The sequence below is a fragment of the Phycicoccus sp. 3266 genome (assembly GCF_031456495.1).
Taxonomy (GTDB): Bacteria; Actinomycetota; Actinomycetes; order Actinomycetales; family Dermatophilaceae; genus Pedococcus.
In genome coordinates this window covers 637400-659225 of record NZ_JAVDUW010000003.1, presented here as the reverse complement: position 1 = coordinate 659225, position 21826 = coordinate 637400, and the positions used below count along the sequence as shown (strand labels likewise).

General features: G+C 71.2%; 19 protein-coding genes. 10 read left to right on the top strand and 9 right to left on the bottom strand.

Annotation, left to right across the window (positions count from 1 at the left end; genetic code table 11):
• Positions 1 to 101: 101 nt before the first annotated feature.
• Complete coding sequence (locus J2X64_RS17555) at positions 102 to 1115, top strand: TerC family protein (protein ID WP_310157593.1); 1014 nt, start codon at positions 102 to 104, stop codon at positions 1113 to 1115.
• On the opposite strand, the gene J2X64_RS17550 is transcribed toward J2X64_RS17555, so the two are convergent.
• Both J2X64_RS17550 and J2X64_RS17545 read right to left on the bottom strand, forming a co-directional pair.
• Positions 1104 to 1976, bottom strand: a complete 873-nt coding sequence (locus tag J2X64_RS17550; RefSeq protein WP_310157235.1) for an EamA family transporter — start codon at positions 1974 to 1976, stop codon at positions 1104 to 1106. The genes J2X64_RS17555 and J2X64_RS17550 overlap by 12 nt on opposite strands.
• 79 nt (positions 1977 to 2055) lie before the next feature.
• The gene (locus J2X64_RS17545) at positions 2056 to 2718 is read right to left on the bottom strand and encodes an MBL fold metallo-hydrolase (protein WP_310157233.1); all 663 of its coding nucleotides are present in this window, start codon (positions 2716 to 2718) and stop codon (positions 2056 to 2058) included.
• A 239-nt stretch (positions 2719 to 2957) separates the two neighbouring features.
• Here J2X64_RS17545 and J2X64_RS17540 point away from each other — a divergent pair, with 239 nt between their 5' ends.
• The 3 genes from J2X64_RS17540 to J2X64_RS17530 all read left to right on the top strand — a co-directional run bounded on the left by J2X64_RS17540 (position 2958) and on the right by J2X64_RS17530 (position 4967).
• Positions 2958 to 3524 (top strand): HAMP domain-containing sensor histidine kinase, encoded by a 567-nt coding sequence (locus J2X64_RS17540; protein ID WP_310157231.1) that lies wholly within the window; start codon positions 2958 to 2960, stop codon positions 3522 to 3524.
• Positions 3521 to 4171, top strand: coding sequence for a response regulator transcription factor (locus J2X64_RS17535; protein WP_310157229.1), 651 nt, complete (start codon positions 3521 to 3523; stop codon positions 4169 to 4171). Before J2X64_RS17540 ends, J2X64_RS17535 begins: the two co-directional genes overlap by 4 nt.
• A 124-nt stretch (positions 4172 to 4295) precedes the next feature.
• Positions 4296 to 4967, top strand: coding sequence for a response regulator transcription factor (locus tag J2X64_RS17530; protein WP_310157227.1), 672 nt, complete (start codon positions 4296 to 4298; stop codon positions 4965 to 4967).
• Positions 4968 to 4985: 18 nt separating this feature from the next.
• Here J2X64_RS17530 and J2X64_RS17525 read toward each other — a convergent pair whose 3' ends face one another.
• Together J2X64_RS17525 and J2X64_RS17520 are read right to left on the bottom strand one after the other, a co-directional pair.
• Positions 4986 to 5684 carry a maleylpyruvate isomerase family mycothiol-dependent enzyme gene (locus J2X64_RS17525; RefSeq protein WP_310157225.1) on the bottom strand — a complete coding sequence of 233 codons (699 nt, stop codon included), beginning with the start codon at positions 5682 to 5684 and terminating at the stop codon, positions 4986 to 4988.
• Positions 5685 to 5693: 9 nt separating this feature from the next.
• A complete protein-coding gene (locus J2X64_RS17520; RefSeq protein ID WP_310157222.1) occupies positions 5694 to 7607 on the bottom strand; it encodes a glycoside hydrolase family 15 protein in 1914 nt (637 codons plus the stop codon).
• 84 nt (positions 7608 to 7691) lie between these two features.
• Here J2X64_RS17520 and uvrA point away from each other — a divergent pair, with 84 nt between their 5' ends.
• Positions 7692 to 10790 carry an excinuclease ABC subunit UvrA gene (uvrA, locus tag J2X64_RS17515; RefSeq protein ID WP_310157219.1) on the top strand — a complete coding sequence of 1033 codons (3099 nt, stop codon included), beginning with the start codon at positions 7692 to 7694 and terminating at the stop codon, positions 10788 to 10790.
• 147 nt (positions 10791 to 10937) lie between these two features.
• Here uvrA and J2X64_RS17510 read toward each other — a convergent pair whose 3' ends face one another.
• The 5 genes from J2X64_RS17510 to J2X64_RS17490 all read right to left on the bottom strand — a co-directional run bounded on the left by J2X64_RS17510 (position 10938) and on the right by J2X64_RS17490 (position 15985).
• Positions 10938 to 11657: an ABC transporter ATP-binding protein gene (locus J2X64_RS17510; RefSeq protein ID WP_310157591.1), complete on the bottom strand. Its 720-nt coding sequence runs from the start codon at positions 11655 to 11657 to the stop codon at positions 10938 to 10940.
• Complete coding sequence (locus J2X64_RS17505; protein WP_397444080.1) at positions 11647 to 12588, bottom strand: ABC transporter ATP-binding protein; 942 nt, start codon at positions 12586 to 12588, stop codon at positions 11647 to 11649. The genes J2X64_RS17510 and J2X64_RS17505 overlap by 11 nt, the downstream gene beginning before the upstream one ends.
• Positions 12581 to 13717, bottom strand: a complete 1137-nt coding sequence (locus tag J2X64_RS17500; RefSeq protein WP_310157217.1) for a branched-chain amino acid ABC transporter permease — start codon at positions 13715 to 13717, stop codon at positions 12581 to 12583. Before J2X64_RS17500 ends, J2X64_RS17505 begins: the two co-directional genes overlap by 8 nt.
• Positions 13714 to 14700: a branched-chain amino acid ABC transporter permease gene (locus J2X64_RS17495; protein ID WP_310157215.1), complete on the bottom strand. Its 987-nt coding sequence runs from the start codon at positions 14698 to 14700 to the stop codon at positions 13714 to 13716. The genes J2X64_RS17500 and J2X64_RS17495 overlap by 4 nt, the downstream gene beginning before the upstream one ends.
• Before the next feature lie 139 nt (positions 14701 to 14839).
• Entirely contained in the window at positions 14840 to 15985 is a 1146-nt protein-coding gene (locus J2X64_RS17490) for a branched-chain amino acid ABC transporter substrate-binding protein (protein WP_310157213.1), read from the bottom strand.
• A gap of 289 nt (positions 15986 to 16274) precedes the next feature.
• Here J2X64_RS17490 and J2X64_RS17485 point away from each other — a divergent pair, with 289 nt between their 5' ends.
• The 5 genes from J2X64_RS17485 to whiA all read left to right on the top strand — a co-directional run bounded on the left by J2X64_RS17485 (position 16275) and on the right by whiA (position 21824).
• Positions 16275 to 16730 (top strand): Rieske (2Fe-2S) protein, encoded by a 456-nt coding sequence (locus J2X64_RS17485; protein WP_310157212.1) that lies wholly within the window; start codon positions 16275 to 16277, stop codon positions 16728 to 16730.
• Between the two features lie 47 nt (positions 16731 to 16777).
• On the top strand, positions 16778 to 18757 hold the full coding sequence (gene uvrC / locus J2X64_RS17480; RefSeq protein WP_310157210.1) for an excinuclease ABC subunit UvrC: 1980 nt from the start codon (positions 16778 to 16780) through the stop codon (positions 18755 to 18757).
• A gap of 164 nt (positions 18758 to 18921) precedes the next feature.
• The gene (gene rapZ, locus J2X64_RS17475) at positions 18922 to 19758 is read left to right on the top strand and encodes an RNase adapter RapZ (protein WP_397444090.1); all 837 of its coding nucleotides are present in this window, start codon (positions 18922 to 18924) and stop codon (positions 19756 to 19758) included.
• A gap of 31 nt (positions 19759 to 19789) precedes the next feature.
• Positions 19790 to 20821 carry a uridine diphosphate-N-acetylglucosamine-binding protein YvcK gene (yvcK, locus tag J2X64_RS17470; RefSeq protein WP_310157208.1) on the top strand — a complete coding sequence of 344 codons (1032 nt, stop codon included), beginning with the start codon at positions 19790 to 19792 and terminating at the stop codon, positions 20819 to 20821.
• Between the two features lie 22 nt (positions 20822 to 20843).
• Positions 20844 to 21824, top strand: coding sequence for a DNA-binding protein WhiA (gene whiA / locus J2X64_RS17465; protein ID WP_310157207.1), 981 nt, complete (start codon positions 20844 to 20846; stop codon positions 21822 to 21824).
• The last annotated feature ends 2 nt before the right edge of the window (positions 21825 to 21826 follow it).

The window sequence follows — 21826 nt, the reverse complement described above, 5'->3', positions numbered from 1 at the left end:
GCCGGTCCGCACCTCACGGGGCGGGAGAGACCTCCGGCCACCTCGTCGTGACCGGAGGACCCTTGACCGTGACCACACTCGCAGCGACCACCACCACGCAGATGGAGGTCGCCCCCTGGGTCTGGTACCTCACCATCGGGCTCATGGCCGCGGTGCTGCTCTTCGACATCTTCGTCGTCGCCCGCCGGCCGCACGTGCCGTCGACCAAGGAGGTCAGCCTCGCGCTGGCGGTCTACGTCGGCGCGGCCCTGGTGTTCGGGCTCGGCGTCTGGTGGTTCACCCACGACCAGGCCGGCGCGAAGTTCATGACCGAGTACTACGCGGGCTGGCTCACGGAGTACTCGCTGTCGGTCGACAACCTCTTCATCTTCCTGTTGATCATGGCCCGGTTCGCGGTGCCGGAGAAGCTCCAGCAGACGGCCCTGCTCGTCGGCATCGTGATCGCGATCGTCCTGCGCGGCATCTTCATCGCGGTCGGGGCGGCTGCCATCAACCAGTTCTCCTGGGTCTTCTACATCTTCGGCGCGTTCCTGATCTACACCGCGGTCAAGCTGGCCCGCGAGAACGGCGATGACGACGAGGAGTACGAGGAGAACGGCTTCATGCGCTGGGTGGAGCACCGCTTCCCGGCCACGAAGGAGTACGACGGGCCGAAGCTCTTCACGAAGGTCGACGGCAAGAAGCTGGCCACCCCGATGTTCATCGTCATCGTGGCGCTCGGCACGACCGACCTGCTCTTCGCCCTCGACTCGATCCCCGCCATCTACGGCCTGACCAAGGAGCCGTACCTCGTCCTCACCGCGAACCTCTTCGCGCTGATGGGCCTGCGCCAGCTCTACTTCCTCATCGGCGGCCTGCTCAAGAAGCTCGTCTACCTCACCATCGGGCTGGCCGTCCTGCTCGCCTTCATCGGCGTCAAGCTCGTCCTGCACGCCCTGCACGAGAACGAGCTGCCCTTCATCAACGGCGGCAAGCACGTGGAGGCCGCTCCGGACATCCCGATCTCGGTGTCGCTCGGCGCCATCGTCGTCATCCTCGGCGTGACCACCGTCGCCAGCCTCTGGAAGACGCGGCGCGACGACCGCGAGTCCGAGGTGGAGCGCTCAGCCTCCTGAGGCCGCGGGGTCCCGTGGCTGGCCGGCGCCCATGACCAGGGCGCTGGCCAGCACGACCAGTCCCATGCCCGCCAGCTGCGTGGGGTGCAGCCGCTGGCCGAGCACGAGCAGCCCGGCGAGCGCGGCCGCTGCCGGCTCGAGGCTGAGCAGCACCCCGAACGTGCGGGGGCTCAGGTGCCGCAGCGCCGCGAGCTCGAGCGAGTACGGCAGCACCGACGACAGCACTGCGATCCCGAGACCCTTGAGCACCGCCTCTCCGCTCCACTGCGGCACCGACGCGGCACCGAAGGGCAGGCCGACGAGGAGCGCCACGCCCATGGCGAGCGCCAGGCCCTCCAGCCCGACGAACTCGCGGCCGGCGTGCCGGCTCGCGACGATGTATGCCGCCCAGCAGGCGCCCGCGAGCGCCGCCAGCCCCAGCCCGGCCCACTCGAGCCGGTGCCACGGCGTGTCCAGCGCCTCCGAGATGAGCACCACCCCGACGGCGGCGGCGCCGACGGCCGCGAGGTCGCGGGCGCGCCGGGACAGGACGGTGGCGAGCGTGAGCGGCCCGAGGAACTCGATCGTCACCGCCACGCCGATCGGCAGGCGGGCGAGCGAGGCGTAGAAGGCGAGGTTCATCAGCCCCAGGGCGAGCCCGAAGCCGACGACGACGAGCCACGCGCGCCGCGAGTGACCCCGGAGGCGGGGACGGGCCAGCAGGCCGAGGATCGCGGTGGCGAAGAGCAGCCGCAGCACCACCGACCCGCCTGCGCCGATCTCGGGCACCAGCGTGGCCGCGAGGGCACCCCCGAGCTGGACGGACGCGATCGCCGCCAGCACCAGCAGCAGGGGAGGCGCGGGGGGCTGGCGGGGCGTCACAGTCGGCGACTCTAGTGAGCCGGGTGGGACGCCTGCGCCACGGTCTGCGTCACGGTCTGCGCCGCGCGCGGGGCCAGCTTCACCAGCCGCGGGCGCGCCACTCCGCCAGGTGCGGCCGCTCGGCGCCGAGCGTGGTGCTCGCGCCGTGCCCGGGCCACACCACCGTGTCGTCGTCGTAGACGTCGAACACGCGGGTGGTCACGTCCTCGATGAGCGAGTCGAAGCTCTGCCCGGGGTTCTTCGTGTTGCCGACGCCGCCGGGGAACAGGGAGTCGCCGGTGAAGAGCTGCGTCGGCCCCTCCGGGTCGCGATAGGCCAGCGCCACCGAGCCCGGCGTGTGGCCCCGCAGGTGCACGACCTCCAGGGGCACGTCCCCCACCTGGACCACGTCGCCCTGGGCCAGCAGGCGGTCGGGCGGCACCGGCACACCCTCCGCGTCGTCGGCGCCGCACGCGGTGGAGGCACCCGTCGCCGCCACCACCTCGGCCAGGGCCCGGTGGTGGTCCCAGTGCTGGTGCGTCGTGACGACCGTGCGCAGGTCCCCGCCGGCGCCCTCGACGAGCCGGAGCAGCCGCTCGGCGTCGTCGGCGGCGTCCACGAGGAGCAGCTGTCCGGTGCTCGAACAGCGCAGGAGGTACGCGTTGTTGTCCATCTCGGACACTGCTGCGCGCCACATCGTGAGACCGCCCCACACGTGTTCCTCTGCAGGTCGGCCGGATCCGTCGTCGCTGGTCATCGCCATGAGAGGCATTCTCCCCCGATGACAGGCAACCACGGGAAATCGGTGGTATCGCCTAGTCCCGAATGACTATTGCTGCTCCTCTTTCCGGCGTCCTACTTTTGAGCGGTCGCAGAGCCACAGGGGGCCTCACAGGGGGTGCAGGTCCCCGGCTCGCGGGTTGTGAGGGAATGCACATGGTTGCAGTGGTACAGGAGGTCCAGCGCCCAGTCGCTGGAGGGGAAATCGACACCGTTCGAGCGTTGCTGCACGACTTGCGGCAGCCGCTGGCGGCCATCCTGATGTTGGCCGGCACGGAGGGTGGGGACACGAACCGCAAGTTCGACGTCATCGCAGGGCAGGCACGCTGGCTCGCCGAGCTGGTCGAGGCCAGTCTCGGCGGAGGCGCCACCGACGCGGTCGTCCCGACGGACGTCGTCGAGGTGGCGGCCCAGGGGGTCGAGCGGGCGCGGGCGACCGCGGACTGCGAGATCGAGCTCGTGGGCGACGCCGTGGCGTACGCGTCGGCACGCCCGGTCGCGTTGAGCCGGGCACTCGCCTGTGTGCTCGACAACGCGGTCCGTGCGGCAGGCGAGGACGGCCACGTGCGCGTCGAGGTCCACCAGGACCCGGTCGGGGTGCACCTGAGCGTCGTCGACGACGGCCCGGGTCTGGGCAAGATCTCGTCGCGCACCTCGCTCGGCCTGACCACGACGCGCGCAATGGTCGCGTCGTGCGGTGGGTCGTTCGAGATCCACGGCGGTTCCGGTGGCGGTGTCGAGGCGGACATCCGCCTGACCCCGTCGGGCCTGAGGTCGGTGGCCTCGTGAGGATCGTGGTCTGCGACGACCACCTGCTCCTGCTCGAGGCCCTGGGCCTCGCCCTGGGGGCACGGGGTCACGAGGTCCTGGCGCTCGCCGAGTCGCCCGACGAGGCGGTCGAGGCGGTGGCCGAGCACCACCCGGACGTCTGCCTGCTCGACGTCAACTTCCCGGGCGGGACGTCGCTCACGGCGATCCACCGGATCCGGGAGCTGTCGCCGTCGACCAAGGTCGTGATGCTGTCGGCCGAGGCCGACCACGCCATCGTCGGCCGGGCGATCGCCGAGGGTGCGTCCGGGTACGTCGGCAAGGAGAAGCCCATCGTCGAGATCGTCGAGATGCTCGACCGAGCGGTCCGCGGGCAGCTCGCGGTCGAGCCGTCGCTGCTGCAGCGCGCCCTGCGCCCGCAGAAGTCGTCGGACGACCCGCTGTGGGCCCTGCAGTTCCTCACCGACCGCGAGTGGCAGGTGATGCGCTGCATCATGGACGGCCAGACGACGGAGGAGATGGCCACCTCGCTCGGCGTGCAGCGCAGCACCGCGCGCACCCACGTGCAGAACCTGCTGACGAAGCTGGGGGTGCACTCGAGGCTGCAGGCAGCCGCCCTGCTGTCGGCCCACGGGTCGCAGGAGACGTGGCCGGCGCACCTGCGTTGACCTGCGGGGGTTCCTGAGGGTGACGGTCCGTCTGCGGTGCAGACGGACCGTCACCCTTTTGACGTAGCGGGCTCTCCAGCACGGGTCGGTTACCGCGCGGGGCCCCGACCGGCAGCCTTTGCGCATGTCGTCGCCGATCCGCGTCGTCCTGGTGGACGACCACGAGGTGTTCGTCGACGCCCTGGCCCTCTGTCTGGGTGACCACCCGGACCTGGTGGTCACGGGCGCCGCGACGAGCCTCGACCATGCCATGCGCCTCGTCGACGACGTCGACTTCGACGTCCTGGTCCTCGACCTGAACCTGGCGGGAGAGGACGGCCTCGAGGTGGCCCGGCACGTCCTGCGCACCCGTCCTCGCGTGGGCATCCTCGTCGCGACCGGCGCGGACTCCGACTCCCGCGTGGTCGAGGCGGTGCAGCTGGGGGTCCGCGGCTGGCTGCCCAAGACCGTGACGGCGAACGCGCTCGCGGACGCCATCCGGGGCGTGGCGCGCGGTGAGACGTGCATCCCGGCCGACCTGCTCGCCCAGGTCCTCGTGGGCATGTCCCGGGGCGCCCAGCCGCAGCTCGAGAACGTGCAGGGGATCACCGACCTGACGTCGCGTGAGCTCGAGGTGCTGTCCTGCCTCGTCGAGGGCCTGACCCGCACCGAGATCGGCGACCTGCTGCACGTGTCGCCCAACACGGTGCGCACCCACGTGCAGAGCATCCTGCACAAGCTCAAGGTGCACTCGGCACTGGCCGCGGTGGCCATCGCCCGCCGGGCCGGCATCACCGGGACCCGGCTCACCGCCTGAGGCGGACCGACCCGGGGGCTACGAGCCGCGGGGGAGCTCCGGCAGGTGCTCGGAGCGCACGCCGCTGGGGTCGCGCCGGGCGAGCCAGAGCAGCAGCCCCGCCAGCGGCCCGGTGACCTCGGCATCGTCGGCGGCGTCCTCGGGTCCGAGGCGCCAGGTGTCGCCCTCGTCGGAGCGCAGCGACAGGGCCAGGTCGGGGGCGGCAGCCCGCAGCCGGGTGACCGCGTCGTCGACGAACCGGCGCGCCAGGTCCGGCTCGAGGTCCGCGAAGGTGAAGCCGGCCGCGAGGTCGACGTGGTGGAAGACCACCTCGCGCAGCCGCAGCAGCGGCAGCACGTCCGGCGAGACGGCCAGGCCTCCGCGCATCTCCACGTGCTCGACGGCGCGAGGTGCGGTGGCGAGCCGCTCGAGCACCGGCGCCAGTGCCTCGGCCGTGCTGCGCACGTCCTCGACCAGCTCTGCCATGGACCGTTCCGCGCCCGCCTCGATCTCCGCGTCCCGGGCCCGCGTCCCACCTGGGTACATGTCCCGCCGCTCCCCGTCGATCGCCCACTGCGCCAGCCGGTCGATCGCCTCGGCGTTGCGGGCCACGTGGGTCAGGACGTGCCCGCGGGTCCACCCGTCGCAGAGCGAGTCGGCGGCCGGGTCGTCGAGGGTGCGGGCGGTGGCGAGGAGGCGGTCGGTGTGGGCGGCCAGGGCGGCCAGCTGGGACTCCATGTCCGAAGGCTAGGAGCCCGAGGGCTCCGGCGCAGGGTCCGCCCCGCCTGCGTCGCCGTCTCCCCGCGCCGGCTCCGGGGTGACGGGGTCCGACGGCGTGGTGCCGTGGGACGCGGTCCCGGTCGCCGCTGCCCGGGTGGCTGCCGCCAGCGCGTGCGCGGCCCCGATGAAGGCGAGGTGCGAGAACGCCTGCGGGAAGTTGCCCACCATGCGCGAGTTCGCCGGGTCGTACTCCTCCGAGACCAGACCGACGTCGTTGAAGAGCGTCACGAGCCGGTCCATGAGGGCGGTGGCCTTGTCGACCTGGCCGCTCACGGCATACGCGCTCACGAGCCACCACGAGCACGCCAGGAACGGGTGCTCGTCCCCGGCGAGGCCGTCGACGCCGCTCTGGGTGCGGTAGCGCAGCAGGAAGCCGTCGCGCATGAGGTCCTGCTCCACGGCGGCGATGGTGCCGAGCACCCGCGGGTCGTCAGGCGGGAGGAACCCGACGAGCGGGATGAGCAGGAGGGAGGCGTCGACCTCCTTGGTGTCGTAGTGCTGGGTGAACGTGCCACGGTCGGCGTCGTACCCCTTGTCGAGGATCTCCGCACGCACGCGGTCCCGCAGGTCGCGCCACCGGTCGACCGGCCCCTCGAGCCCCCACTCCTCGACGCCGCGCACGGCCCGGTCGAGGGCGGCCCACACCATGACCCGCGAGTGGGTGAAGTGGCGGCGCGGGCCGCGGATCTCCCACAGCCCGTTGTCAGGGGCATCCCAGTGGCGGGCCAGCTCGTCGACGAGCACCCGCTGCATCGCCCACGCCTGGGGCAGCACCTCCAGGCCCCGTCGGCGGGCCTCGTCGAGGGCGATCATCACCTCTCCGAGCACGTCGGACTGCCGCTGCTCGACGGCCCCGTTGCCCACGCGGACCGGCACCGAGCCGGCATACCCGGGCAGGTGCTCCAGCGTGCGCTCCGGCAGCCGCCGGGCACCGTCCACGGCATACATGATCTGCAGGTCCTCCGGGTCGCCGGCGACGGCGCGCACGAGCCAGTTGCGCCACAGGCGCGCCTCGTCGACGTACCCGGAGGCGAGCAGCGCCTCGAGGGTGAGGGAGGCGTCGCGCAGCCAGCAGTACCGGTAGTCCCAGTTCCGCTCGCCGCCGAAGTCCTCCGGGAGGCTGGTCGTGGGCGCGGCCACGATGCCGCCGAAACGGGAGTGGGTGAGGGCACGGAGGGTGAGGAGGGACCGGACGACCAGGTCGCGGTGCGGTCCGTCGTAGTCGCAGCGTGACGCCCAGTGGGTGGAGAGGCGGACGGTCTCCTCGATCCGGCTGTCGATGTCGAGCGGCGGGGGCACCGGCTCGTACGACGGGAACCAGGTCGTCGAGAACGTGTGGGTCTCGCCGGCGTGCACGTCGAACTCGTCGACGTGCCGGCCGTCGCGGGCGCGGGGGAGCCGGGTGCCGCGGAGCACGAGCATGTCGGGACCCGCCACGGCACGGATGACGTCGCTGTCGAGGCGGTGCCCGGTGCCGTGCGACACCCACGGCCGCACCTGGCCGTACTCGAACCGGACGACCCACTCGTGCCGCATGGTGACGACGCCGTGCAGCCCCTCGACGCTGCGCACGATGTCGGCGCGACCGTCCCCGAGCGGCATGAGGTCGGTCACCTTCACCGCGCCGGTGGCGGTCTCGTGCACGGTCTCGAGCACGAAGGAGTGGTCGAGGTAGCTGCGGGTGCTGCGCGCCTCGTCCCGGGGTCCGAGCAGCCAGCGCCCGTGCTCGGGCGTGCCCAGGAGCGCCGCGAAGCAGGCGGGGGAGTCGAAGCGCGGCAGGCACAGCCAGTCGATCGAGCCCTGCCGGCTCACGAGCGCCGCGGTCTCCGTGTCGCCGAGGAGCGCGTACTCCTCGATGGGCGTGCTCTCGTGGCCGGGCATGCGGCGACTGTATGCCGGGTGCCGGCGGCCCCGCACGCGGGCGCGGGAGGGCTCCGACGGGCGATGTCGGTGGCCCCACCTACGATGGACACCGTGACTTCCGCCCTGCCCGCACGCCGTCCGACGCACGACCAGCTCATCGTCCGCGGGGCCCGCGAGCACAACCTCCGCGACGTCTCGATCGAGCTGCCGCGCGACTCGATGATCGTGTTCACCGGCCTCTCGGGCTCCGGCAAGTCCTCGCTGGCGTTCGACACCATCTTCGCCGAGGGCCAGCGCCGCTACGTCGAGTCCCTCTCCGCGTACGCCCGCCAGTTCCTCGGACAGATGGACAAGCCGGACGTCGACTTCATCGAGGGGCTCTCGCCGGCCGTGTCGATCGACCAGAAGTCGACGAACCGGAACCCGCGCTCGACCGTCGGCACCATCACCGAGGTCTACGACTACCTCCGCCTCCTCTTCGCCCGCGCCGGGCGGCCGCACTGCCCCGTCTGCGGCGAGCCGATCACGCGGCAGAGCCCGCAGCAGATCGTCGACCGGCTGCTCGAGCTGCCCGAGCGCACCCGCTTCCAGGTCCTCGCGCCGGTCGTCCGGGCGCGCAAGGGCGAGTACGTCGACCTGTTCGCCGAGCTGCAGACCAAGGGCTTCTCGCGGGCCCGGGTCGACGGCGAGGTCGTCTCGCTGACCGAGCCGCCCAAGCTCGAGAAGCAGGTCAAGCACACGATCGACGTCGTCGTCGACCGGCTCGTGGCCAAGGGCGACGACACCGGGTCCAAGCGGCGGCTCACCGACTCGGTCGAGACCGCCCTGTCCCTGGCCGGCGGCGTCCTCGTGGTCGAGTTCGTCGACCGCGACGCCGACGACCCGGAGCGCGAGCGGCGCTTCTCCGAGAAGATGGCCTGCCCCAACGACCACCCCCTCGCCATGGACGAGGTCGAGCCCCGGTCGTTCTCGTTCAACAGCCCCTTCGGCGCCTGCCCGAAGTGCACCGGCCTCGGCACCGAGCTCGAGGTCGACCCCGAGCTGCTCGTGCCCGACGAGGACCTGTCCCTCGCCGATGGTGCGATCGCGCCGTGGGCCCAGGGCAGCGGGTCGGCCGAGTACTTCCAGCGGGTCATGACGGCGCTGGCCGAGGACCTCAAGTTCTCCATGGACACCCCGTGGCACGCCCTGCCGGCGCGCGCCAAGGAGGCGCTGCTGCACGGGCAGAACTACAAGGTGCACGTCCGGTACCGCAATCGCTACGGCCGGGAGCGCTCGTACACGACCGGGTTCGAGGGCGTCGTCCCGTTCGTCCGCCGCCGCCACTCCGAGACCGACTCGGAGTGGAGCCGTGAGCGGTACGAGGGGTACATGCGCGAGGTGCCGTGCCCCGAGTGCAAGGGCGCGCGCCTCAAGCCGGAGTCGCTGGCGGTGCTGCTCGGCGGCCAGTCGATCTCCGCGGTCTGCGCCATGGCGATCGCCGACTGCGCGACCTTCCTCAAGGAGGTCGACTTCAGCCCGCGCGAGCGGCAGATCGCCGAGCGCGTCATCAAGGAGATCGAGGCCCGCCTCGGCTTCCTGCTCGACGTCGGCCTCGACTACCTCTCGCTCGACCGCCCTGCCGGCACGCTGTCCGGTGGCGAGGCCCAGCGCATCCGGCTCGCGACGCAGATCGGGTCCGGCCTCGTCGGCGTGCTCTACGTCCTGGACGAGCCGAGCATCGGCCTGCACCAGCGGGACAACCACCGGCTCATCGAGACCCTCACGCGGCTGCGCGACCTCGGCAACACGCTCATCGTCGTGGAGCACGACGAGGACACCATCGCCACCGCCGACTGGGTCGTCGACATCGGCCCGGGCGCGGGGGAGCACGGCGGTGTCGTCGTGCACTCCGGCACCGTCAAGGGCCTGCTCGAGCACCCCGACTCACTGACCGGCAAGTACCTCTCGGGCCGGCTGGAGATCCCCACCCCGTCGGTGCGGCGCCCGCGCGAGAAGGGCCGCGAGGTCAAGGTCGTCGGCGCGCGCGAGCACAACCTCCAGGGCGTCGACGTGTCGTTCCCGCTCGGGACCCTCACGGCGGTCACCGGCGTGTCCGGCTCGGGCAAGTCGACCATGGTCAACGACATCCTCTACAACGTCCTGGCCAACAAGCTCAACGGCGCCCGGCACGTCCCCGGCCGGCACAAGACGGTCACGGGCCTGCAGCACCTCGACAAGGTCGTGCACGTCGACCAGAGCCCGATCGGCCGCACGCCGCGGTCCAACCCGGCGACGTACACCGGCGTGTTCGACGCGATCCGCAAGCTGTTCGCCACGACCACCGAGGCCAAGATCCGCGGCTACCAGCCCGGCCGGTTCTCGTTCAACGTCAAGGGCGGCCGCTGTGACGCCTGCTCCGGCGACGGCACCATCAAGATCGAGATGAACTTCCTGCCGGACGTCTACGTCCCGTGCGAGGTGTGCCACGGCGCCCGGTACAACCGGGAGACCCTCGAGGTGCACTTCAAGGGCAAGACGATCGCCGACGTCCTCGACATGCCGATCGAGGAGGCCGCCGACTTCTTCGCGGCCGTGCCCGCCATCGCCCGGCACATGAAGACGCTCAACGACGTCGGCCTCGGCTACGTCCGGCTCGGCCAGCCCGCGCCCACCCTCTCCGGTGGTGAGGCGCAGCGCGTCAAGCTGGCCTCGGAGCTGCAGAAGCGCTCGACCGGCCGGACCATCTACGTGCTCGACGAGCCGACCACGGGTCTGCACTTCGAGGACATCCGCAAGCTGCTGCTCGTGCTCCAGGGGCTGGTCGACAAGGGCAACACGGTCATCGTCATCGAGCACAACCTCGACGTCATCAAGAACGCCGACTGGATCATCGACATGGGTCCGGAGGGCGGCAACGGCGGTGGCCTGGTCATCGCCGAGGGCACGCCCGAGGAGGTCGCGCAGGTCGAGGGGAGCCACACCGGCCGGTTCCTCGCGCCCGTGCTCGCCAAGAGTGCGCGCACCCCGACCCGGGCGACCGGCAGCCGGGCGACGAAGAAGACCGCGGCCGCGTCGGCAGCCACCCAGCGCACGGCCACCCGCGCCACCGCCAGCACGACGAAGGCTCCCGCCCGGAAGACGACGACGAAGTCGGCAACCACGAAGTCGACCACGGCGAAGAAGTCGGCGACGAAGAAGGCCCCCCGCTCGCCGCGCTGATTCCCCGCGTGTTGCCACGTCGTGGTCACCACGAGCGGTCCTGGATGCCCTAGTGACCACTAGTGGGCAACAAGTGGAGGGGTAGGAGCATGACGAACGGCCCCGGAGGGGAACCTCCGGGGCCGTTCGTCGGTCGAGCGAGCGGTGCTAGATGTCGCCGCCGAGGTACGCGGCCTTGACGGCCGGGTCGTTGGCGAGCTCCTCGCCGGTGCCCTCGCGGACGATCTCCCCGGTCTCGAGGATGTACGCGCGGTGCGCCCTCTTGAGCGCCTGCGCGGCGTTCTGCTCCACCAGCAGCACCGTCGTGCCCTGCTTGTTGATCTCCGTGATGATCTCGAAGATCTGCTGGATGAGCTTGGGCGCCAGGCCCATGGACGGTTCGTCGAGCAGGAGCAGCTTGGGCGAGGCCATGAGCGCGCGCCCGATCGCCAGCATCTGCTGCTCGCCACCGGACATCGTGCCCGCGACCTGCGTCCGGCGCTCGGCCAGGCGGGGGAAGAGCCCGAAGACCCGGTCGAGGTCCTCGCGGACCTTGCCCGACTTGCGGTCCTTGCGGGCGTAGGCGCCCATGTCGAGGTTCTCGGTGACCGTCATGCCGACGAAGCAGCCGCGACCCTCGGGGGACTGCGCGATGCCGAGGACCGGGCGGTCGTGCGCGGGCATGGACGTGATGTCCTGGCCCTCGAAGCGGATCGCGCCGGCCCGGACCGGGCGCAGGCCCGACACGGTCTTCATCGTCGTCGTCTTGCCCGCGCCGTTGGCCCCGATGAGGGTGACGACCTCACCCTCCTCGACCCGGAACGAGATGTTGCGGATCGCCTCGATCCGGCCGTAGTTGACGCAGAGGTCGTCGACCTCAAGAAGCATTCTCATCCACTCCCAGGTAGGCGGCGATGACCGCGGGGTTGTCCTGGATCTCCGCCGGCTTGCCCTCGGCGATCTTCTTGCCGAACTCCAGCACGACGATCCGGTCGGTGACGCCCATCACGAGCTTCATGTCGTGCTCGATGAGCAGCACGGTGTAGCCCTGCTCGCGGATCGACTGGATGAGCTCCATGAGCCGGGCCTTCTCGGCCGGGTTGAAGCCGGCTGCGGGCTCGTCGAGGCACAGGAGCTTGGGGTTGGTGGCCAGGGCCCGCGCGATCTCGAGCCGGCGCTGGTCGCCGTAGGGGAGGTTCCGGGCGAGCTCGTCGGCACGCTTGTCCAGGCCCATGAACTTGAGCAGCTCGTAGCCGCGGTCCATCCCCTCCTTCTCCTCCGCCCTGTGCTTGGGCAGGCGGAGCAGGGCGGTGCCCATGCCGGTGGAGTGGTGGGCGTCGGCACCGACGAGCACGTTCTCCAGCGCGGTCATGTTGTGGAAGAGCCGGATGTTCTGGAACGTGCGCGCGATGCCCAGCTTGGTGATCTGGAACTTCTTGCGCCGCCCCAGCGGCTCGCCCATGAAGCGGACGTTCCCCGAGGTGGGCTGGTAGACGCCGGTCATCACGTTGAAGCAGGTCGTCTTGCCGGCGCCGTTGGGGCCGATCAGCCCGAGGATCTCCCCGGTGTTGATGTGGAACGAGACGCCGTCGAGGGCGGTGACGCCACCGAAGCGCAGCGTCACGTCGTCGACCTCGAGCATCTTGCCCTGGGGGAGGTCCTGCACCTCCTCGACGGAGATGTCGACGGACGTGTCGGGTGTCGCCTCGGTGTCGGGACCGAGAAACGTGTCGTCGTCCACCCGGGGGCCCTTGGCGGGCTCGGGGGTGCTGGACGCCTTCGGGTCCGGGGTGGTGGCAGAGGGGGTGGTGTCAGACACGAGCGACTCCTTCCGCGTCGATCTGGTCGGGGGCGACCTCGTCGGCCCGTTTCGCACGGACCGAGCGCCGCGGGGGCAGCAGCCCCTGGGGCCGGAAGATCGCCAGGGCCATCAGCGCGATGCCGAAGAGGAGGAAGCGGGCGTCGGACAGGAACCGGAACTTCTCCGGCGCCCACGTCAGCAGTGCGGCCGCCACGACGACACCCCACCGGTTGCCCTGGCCGCCGACGACGACCATGGCGACGAACAGCACCGAGTAGAGGATGGTGAAGTTGTCGGGGTTGATGAACTGCTGCTTGGTGGCGAAGAGCGCCCCGGACAGGCCACCGATGGCGGCACCCGTGGCGAACGCCAGCAGCTTGAACTTGAAGGTCGGCACGCCCATGAGCTCGGCGGCGTCCTCGTCCTCACGGGTGGCCTCCCAGGCCCGGCCGACGCGCGAGTTCTGCATCCGCCAGTCGAGGAACAGCACGATGATCACGAAGGTCAGCGCCAGCCAGTAGTAGGGCACCGAGTCGGTGACGCTGAACTCGAACGCCTTGCTCGTGTTGTCCAGGTTCAGGGTGGCGACGAGGCCGTTCCACTCCAGGTGGGGGAGCGAGAACAGCACCACGCTGGGCGGCGTCGGGATGTTCGAGATGCCTCGGCTGCCGTTGGTCAGGGCGTCGCCATTGACCAGGATGAGCCGGACGATCTCACCGAACCCGAGCGTGACGATGGCCAGGTAGTCGCCCCGGACCCGCAGGGTCGGTGCGCCGAGGATGATGCCGGACACGAGGGTCACGAGCATGGCGGCCGGGATGCACAGCAGCAGCGGCAGCTTGCCGTGCTGCGAGCCCAGGACACCCACGGTGTAGGCACCGATCGCGAAGAAGCCGATGTACCCGAGGTCGAGCAGGCCGGCATACCCGATCACGATGTTGAGCCCGATCGCCACGAGGGCGTACAGCGCACACAGGAAGAGCACCGCACCGAAGTCGGAGTCCTGCGTCGTGATGAACGGTGGGTTGAGGATCGGCAGCAGGTAGATGAGCACGACCACGGCCAGGACCAGGACGATCCGGGCCCAGCGGGGCAGCGCGCGGTAGCGGTCGGCGACGCCGGAGAAGAAGCTGCGGACACCGTTCATGCGCGTGCCTTTCCGAGGGACTCGCCGAGGAGGCCGGTGGGGCGGAACAGGAGGATGACGACGAGCAGCGTGAACGACACGACGTCCTTCCAGTTCGACCCGAAGATCGCCGAGCCGTAGCTCTCGGCCACGCCGAGCACGAACCCGCCGAGGAGCGCACCGCGCAGGTTGCCGATGCCACCCAGGACCGCGGCCGTGAAGGCCTTGACGCCCAGCAGGAAGCCGGCGTTGTACCGGGTCTGGCCGACCTTGATGAGGTACATCATCGCCGCGGCGCCGGCCATGGCGCCGCCGAGGACGAAGGTGAGCCGGATGACCCGGTCGCGGTTGACGCCCATGAGCGCGGCGGCCTCGGGGTCCTGGGCGACGGCCCGGATGCCGCGGCCGAGCCGGGAGCGCTTCACGAACTGGTCGAGCACGACCATCATGACGATGGCGGAGCCGAGGACGATGAGGTCCTTGTTGGAGACCTGGTAGTCGCCGATCGTGAACAGCCGGACCGTGTTGATCTGGAGCGGGAAGGGGGAGGCCTCACGGGGCCGTCCCACGTAGTCGCCCAGCTTCACGTCGAGGCCCATGGCCTTGAACGGCTTGTCACGCAGGCCCATCGCCTCGGAGAGGGTGTACGAGGCGCCGATGGCGGAGATGAGCGCGATGAGCGGCGGGGAGTTGCGCTTGCGCAGCGGCCGGTATGCCACGAACTCCAGTGCGAGGGCGACCAGGGCCGAGACGAGCATGGCGGCCAGGAAGCCCACGACGAGGTAGCCGACCAGGCCCATGCCCGTGGCCTTCCCGCCGCCGATGGCGAGGAGAACCCACACGGCGGCGAAGCTGCCCCACATGAAGACCTCGGAGTGCGCGAAGTTGATCAGGCGCAGGACGCCGTAGACCAGCGTGTACCCGAGGGCGATGAGGGCGTAGATGGCCCCGAAGGCCAGTCCCGTGATGGTGAGTTCCCAGAAGTGGTTGAGCAGAAGATCCATCAGACCTCCGTGTGAGGGGGGACCTGCACGGGTCGGCGCTCGAGGGGGTGGCGGCCGGCCCGGTCCCGGCGTCCGGGTGGGAACACGGTAGCGGCCAGGACCCTGACTGAGGAGGGTCCTGGCCGCTACCAGTGCGTCGTTACTTGATTTCCTGGTCGGGCACGATCTTGCCGCCGGTCACCTTGTAGGCCCACACGGAGACCTCGGCCGGCTCGCCCTTGGAGTCGAACTTGACCTTCTTGGTCACGCCCTGCTTGTCGTAGGAGGCGATGAAGGAGTTCATGTCCGAGGAGGACGTCTTGCCGGCCGCGATGCCGTCGAGGAAGACGTTCGCCGCGTCGAAGGCCTCGGCCGAGTAGGTGGCCGGGTCGGAGTTGTAGGCCTTCTTGTAGGCCGCCGCGAAGTCGGGCGCCTTGTCGGGCGGCAGGCACGGGCAGGTGAGGATCGCGCCCTCGGCCGCCTGGCCGGCACCCTTGATGAAGCCGTCGTCCTTGACGCCGTCAGCCGCGACGAAGGTGCCGGTGAAGCCACCGTCCTTGAGCTGCTTGACCAGCTTCGAGGCGTTCGAGTAGTAGCCGCCGTAGAAGAACGCGGTCGCGCCCGAGGCCTTGGCCTTGGTCACGGTCGGGGAGAAGTCGTCCTGCTTGCCGTCGGCAGCGGTCTCGTCCGTGCCCACGACGAGGGAGCCGAGGTCCTTCTTGACGATGTCCGCCAGGCCCTTGCCGTACTCGGAGGTGTCGTCGGAGACGAAGACCTTCTGGGCCTTGAGGACGTCCTTCATGTACTTGGCGGCCGCCGGGCCCTGGGTGGCGTCGTTGCCGAGGATGCGGTGGAAGGTCTTCCAGCCGTTCTCCGCGAGCGCCGGGTTGGTGGCGGAGGCCGTGATGATGTTCAGGCCGGCCTTGTCGAAGATGGGGTCGGCGGCCTTGGACTCACCGGAGAACGCCGGGCCGACGATGCCCACGAGCTTCTTGTCGGTGACGGCCTTCTGGGCCAGGCCGGGCGCGATGGCCGGGTCACCCTGGGAGTCGAAGGAGACGAGCGTGACCTTGCAGTCCGAGTGCTTCTCGTTGTACTGGTTGACGGCGAGCTCGGCACCGTTCTTGATGTTGATGCCGAGGTTGGCCGCGTCCCCCGTGAGGGCGCCGAAGAAGCCGATCTTGAGGTCACAGGCCTTGCCGCCGCCGCCGGCGGAACCGCTGCCGCCACCGCTCGTGCCACCACAGGCACTCAAAGCGAGCGCGGCGGCAACCACCGGCGCGCCGATCTTGAAGACAGAACGCAAGACTCCTCCTGAAGTCAATTGTGCTCGCGGGTAGGTAGGGGCAAACCCGCGCCAGCCCCGGGGGTGGGGTTTGAGGAGACTATGCCTCGCCCGGTGCTGCCGGGGGGAGGTGCTTGGGATCAGCGTGACCGTGTCGTTACCAGCCCGCGACCTCGGGTGGTGAACCGTCGACGTCCCTCGCCCGTTTCCCACCGTGTCGGGATCGTCCGCACCGGGCGCTTCCCAGACGGCACCTGCATACTCGGCCTCCCGGCCCCACCCCGAGCCCTGCTCCCGAAAGGCGAACCCCATGACCCACCCCGAAGAGCACAGCGGCACCGGCCCCACCCGTCGCACCGTCCTGGCCATCGCGGGCATCGCCGGCGTCGGGGTGGTCGCCGGCTGCAGCTCCGCCCAGGACGCGGCCAACGGCGTCGTCGACTCGGCCACGAGCTCGGCGAAGGAGGCCGTCAAGCAGGCCATCGACAAGGCCAGCATCCCCGTGGGCGGCGGCAAGATCTTCACCGACCAGCAGATCGTGGTCACCCAGCCCAAGGCGGGGGAGTTCAAGGCGTTCACCGCCGTCTGCACGCACCAGGGCTGCCTGGTGAGCAAGGTCGAGAACGGCGTCATCACCTGTGGGTCCCCGTGCGGTCACGGCAGCGAGTACGACGCCGCGACCGGCCAGGTCAAGGTCGGGCCCGCCCCTGCCCCGCTGGCGGAGAAGAAGGTCACCATCGGCACGGACGGCATCCGCGTCAGCTGAGGCGACCGGGTCACCGGGGCGTCGGACCGCGTCCATAGAGTGGAGCCGTGGCTGACCCGTCGACCTACCGCCCCGCACCCGGCGAGATCCCGGTCGACCCGGGTGTCTACCGGTTCCGGGACCGCACCGGCCGGGTCATCTACGTCGGCAAGGCCAAGTCGCTGCGGCCGCGGTTGTCCTCGTACTTCCAGGACCTGGCCCAGCTGCACCCGCGCACGCAGACGATGGTCACCACGGCGACCAGCGTCGAGTGGACGGTGGTCTCCACCGAGGTCGAGGCCCTCCAGCTCGAGTACTCGTGGATCAAGGAGTTCGACCCGCGGTTCAACGTCAAGTACCGCGACGACAAGTCCTACCCCTACCTGGCGGTGACCCTCGGCGAGGAGTACCCCCGCGCTCAGGTCATGCGCGGCGCCAAGCGCAAGGGCACCCGCTACTTCGGGCCGTACGCCCACGCCTGGGCGATCCGCGAGACGCTCGACCTGCTGCTGCGCGTCTTCCCCGTGCGCACCTGCTCCTCGGGCGTGTTCAAGCGCGCGGGCCAGGTCGGCCGCCCCTGCCTGCTGGGGTACATCGACAAGTGCTCGGCCCCGTGCGTGGGCCGGGTGAGCGCGCAGGAGCACCGGGCGATCGCCGAGGACTTCTGCGACTTCATGGGCGGCGACACCACGCGGTTCGTCAAGCGGCTCGAGCGCGAGATGGCGGCCGCATCGCGCGAGCTCGAGTTCGAGCAGGCGGCCCGGCTCCGCGACGACCTCGTGGCGCTGGGCAAGGCGCTCGAGAAGTCCGCGGTCGTGCTCGGGGACGGCACCGACGCGGACGTCTTCGCCCTGGCCGAGGACGGCCTCGAGGTGGCGGTCCAGGTGTTCCACGTGCGCGGCGGCCGCATCCGCGGCCAGCGCGGCTGGGTGGCCGAGATGGATGCCGAGTCGGTGCCGGAGGTCGTGGGCCACCTCCTGCAGCAGGTGTACGGCGGCGAGACCGGCGAGGGCGTTCCCCGCGAGGTCCTCGTCCCCGTCCTGCCCGAGGACGACGACGCCGTCGCCGAGTGGCTGGGGGCTCTCCGCGGCTCGGGGGTGCAGCTGCGCGTGCCGCAGCGCGGCGACAAGCGGACCCTGCTCGAGACCGTCCGCCGCAACGCCGAGCAGTCGCTGGCGCGGCACAAGCTCGCACGGGCCGGCGACCTCACCGCCCGCAGCCAGGCGCTGCAGGAGCTGCAGGAGACGCTCGAGCTCCCCGACGCGCCGCTGCGCATCGAGTGCTTCGACATCAGCCACATCCAGGGCTCGCAGGTCGTGGGCTCGATGGTCGTGTTCGAGGACGGCCTGGCCCGCAAGTCCGAGTACCGCCGGTTCGTCATCCGCGGTGAGCAGGTCGACGACACCGCGGCCATGGACGAGGTGCTGACCCGTCGCTTCCAGCGCTACCTCGAGGAGCGCGACAGCGCCTCCGACGTCGAGCTCGGCCCCGACAGCGACAGCGGACCGGAGCGGATCGACCCCGACACCGGGCGCCCCAAGAAGTTCGCGTACCCGCCCAACCTGGTGGTGGTCGACGGTGGCCTCCCGCAGGTCAACGCCGCGCGCGCCGCCCTCGACCGCCTCGGGATCGACGACGTCGCCGTGGTCGGCCTGGCCAAGCGGCTCGAGGAGGTCTGGGTACCCGGGCAGGACTACCCCGTGATCCTGCCGCGCACCAGCGAGGGCCTCTACCTGCTCCAGCGGGTGCGTGACGAGGCGCACCGCTTCGCCATCACGTTCCACCGCCAGCGGCGGTCCAAGGCGATGACCGCGAGCGTGCTCGACGGCATACCGGGGCTGGGGGACTCGCGGCGCAAGGCGCTGCTGCGGCACTTCGGCTCCGTGAAGAAGGTTCGGGCCGCCTCGGTCGAGGAGCTGCAGGCCGTTTCGGGTATCGGGCCTGCGCTCGCGGCCACGATTGCGGCAGAGTTGTCCTCGGAGGAGTCGCCCGTGCCCGCGGTGAACCTCATGACCGGTGAGATCGTCGACGACGAGGGGCAGCAGTGAGCAGTGGCGCGCAGGACGCCCAGCCCGAGCAGCACGCCCAGGACCAGGAGCCCGCTGAGGACGAGCAGCCAGCCCAGGACGAGCGGCAGGCCCCGGGGGACCCACAGGGACCCGGCGACGCGGCTCCCGGGCTGCGCCAGGGTGAGCTCGTCATCCTGACCGGGATGTCCGGAGCCGGCCGCTCCACCGCGGCCAACGTGCTCGAGGACTCCGGCTGGTACGTCATCGACAACCTGCCGCCGCACCTCCTCGTCTCGCTCGTGGAGCTCACCCACGGGACGCCGCGACCGGCCGACCTGCCGCGCCTGGCCGCCGTCGTCGACGTCCGCGCCCGCGGCTTCTTCGCCCACCTGCAGACCGCCATGAACGAGCTGGCCGAGCGCGGCTGGAAGCCCAGCCTGGTCTTCCTCGACGCGACCGACGAGGCGCTGGTGCGCCGGTTCGAGTCGGTGCGCCGGCCGCACCCGCTGCAGGGCGAGGGGCGGCTTCTCGACGGCATCACCCGCGAGCGCGAGATGCTGGCCGACCTGCGGGCCCGCGCCGACGTCGTCATCGACACCTCCGGCCTCAACGTGCACCAGCTGGCCAAGAAGGTGCACCCGGTCTTCTCGTCCGAGCGCGGCCCCAAGCTGCGGATCGCACTGATGTCGTTCGGGTTCAAGTACGGCGTGCCGCTCGACGCGGACTTCGTCTTCGACATGCGGTTCCTGCCGAACCCGTTCTGGATCCCCGAGCTGAGGCCGTTCACCGGGCAGGACCAGCCGGTCGCCGAGTACGTCATGCGCCAGCCCGGGGCCGAGGAGTTCCTCGACCGGGTGGTCGACCTGATGGTGCCCGTCACGGCCGGGTACCTGCGCGAGGGGCGGCGCTACGTCACCCTCGCCGTGGGGTGCACGGGCGGCAAGCACCGCTCCGTCGCGACGGCCGAGGCGCTGCGCCAGCGGCTGTCCAGCGACGAGATCGCCACGTTCGTCGTCCACCGGGACCTGGGGCAGGAGTGAGCCCGGTGGCGGACCGCACGGAGGGGGCGGCATGAGCGGGCCCGCCGTCGTCGCGCTCGGCGGGGGACACGGGCTGGCTGCCTCGCTCGAGGCGCTCAAGCTCGTCACGGACGACATCACCGCCGTCGTGACGGTCGCCGACAACGGCGGGTCGTCCGGGCGGCTCCGCGAGGAGTTCGGGGTGCTGCCGCCGGGCGACCTGCGGATGGCGGTCACGGCCCTGTGCGACGACACCGAGTGGGGCCACATCTGGCGCGACGTGCTGCAGCACCGGTTCCAGGGCACCGGCCCGCTCGCCGGCCACGCACTCGGCAACCTGCTCATCACCGCCCTCTGGGACCTGCACGACGACCCGGTGACCGGCCTGGACCTGGTCGGGCGGCTGCTCAACGCCCGGGGCCGGGTCCTGCCGATGGCTGCCGTCCCGCTGGAGATCACGGCCCAGGTGGCCGGGCTCGAGCCGGTGGCGGACACGGCCCGCGCGGGTGACGACGGCACCGGTATCGACGGCACACGCATTGAGGGCACGGCACCCGGCGCCGGGACCACCACGGAGGTCGTCACGACCGTCCGCGGCCAGGTGGCGGTGGCGCGCACGCGTGGCACCGTCCGGAGCATCGCCCTCGAGCCGGCGGACCCGCCGGCGGCGCCCGCCACGGTGGAGGCCGTGCTCGACGCCGACTGGGTCATCCTCGGCCCCGGGTCGTGGTTCACCTCGGTGATGCCGCACCTCATGGTGCCCGCGCTGCGCGAGGCCCTCCACGACACGACCGCCCGCCGCTGCCTGACCCTCAACCTCGAGCACTCGGGCGAGACGGCCGGGATCTCGGCTGCGGGGCAGCTCGAGGTGCTGGCGGACCACGCCCCGCGGATGCGGTTCGACGTCGTCCTCGCCGACCCCGGCGCGGTCGACGACGAGGAGGGCCTGCGGGCGACGGCCGGCCGGCTCGGCGCCGAGCTCGTGCTCGCCCCGGTCGCCCGGCGCGGGGCTCCCGGCCAGCATGACTCGCTGCGCCTCGCTGCGGCGTATCGTGACCTCTTCGGCTCCCGGGGTACGGCATGAACGAGATGGGCAGGATGAGCGGATGGCGATGACGGCACGCGTCAAGGACGAACTCAGCAGGCTGGACGTGACCAAGCCCTGCTGCCGCAAGTCCGAGGTGGCTGCCACGCTCCGGTTCGCCGGCGGCCTGCACATCGTGGGCGGCCGCATCGTGGTCGAGGCCGAGCTCGACACCGCCAATGCCGCCCGGCGGCTGCGCAAGAGCATCACCGACCTCTACGGCCACCCGTCCGAGGTGCTGGTTCTGGCCGCGAGCGGGATCCGCAAGGGCAGCCGGTACGTCGTGCGCGTCGTCCAGGACGGCGAGGCGCTCGCCCGGCAGACCGGCCTCATCGACTCGCGGGGCCGCCCCGTGCGCGGTCTGCCGCCGAAGGTCGTCAGCGCGTCGTCCTGCGACGCCGAGGCAGCCTGGCGCGGCGCCTTCCTGGCGCACGGCTCGCTCACCGAGCCCGGCCGGTCCTCGGCCCTCGAGGTGACCTGCCCCGGCCCCGAGGCGGCCCTCGCCCTGGTCGGTGCGGCCCGGCGCCTCGGCATCTCCGCCAAGGCCCGCGAGGTGCGTGGCGTGGACCGGGTCGTCATCCGAGACGGCGACGCGATCGGCGCCATGCTGACCCGGCTCGGTGCCCACGAGGCGGTGCTCGCGTGGGAGGAGCGCCGGATGCGGCGCGAGGTCCGCGCGACCGCCAACCGGCTCGCCAACTTCGACGACGCCAACCTGCGGCGCTCGGCCCGGGCGGCCGTCGCCGCTGGCGCGCGCGTCCACCGCGCGATGGAGATCCTCGGCGAGGACATCCCCGACCACCTGCGCGAGGCCGGCCAGCTGCGCCTGGAGCACAAGCAGGCCTCGCTCGAGGAGCTCGGCCAGCTCGCCCAGCCGCCGATGACCAAGGACGCCGTGGCCGGTCGCATCCGGCGCCTGCTCGCCATGGCCGACAAGCGCGCCGAGGACCTCGGCATCCCGGGCACGGACGCGAACCTCACCCCCGACATGCTCGAGGCCTGAGC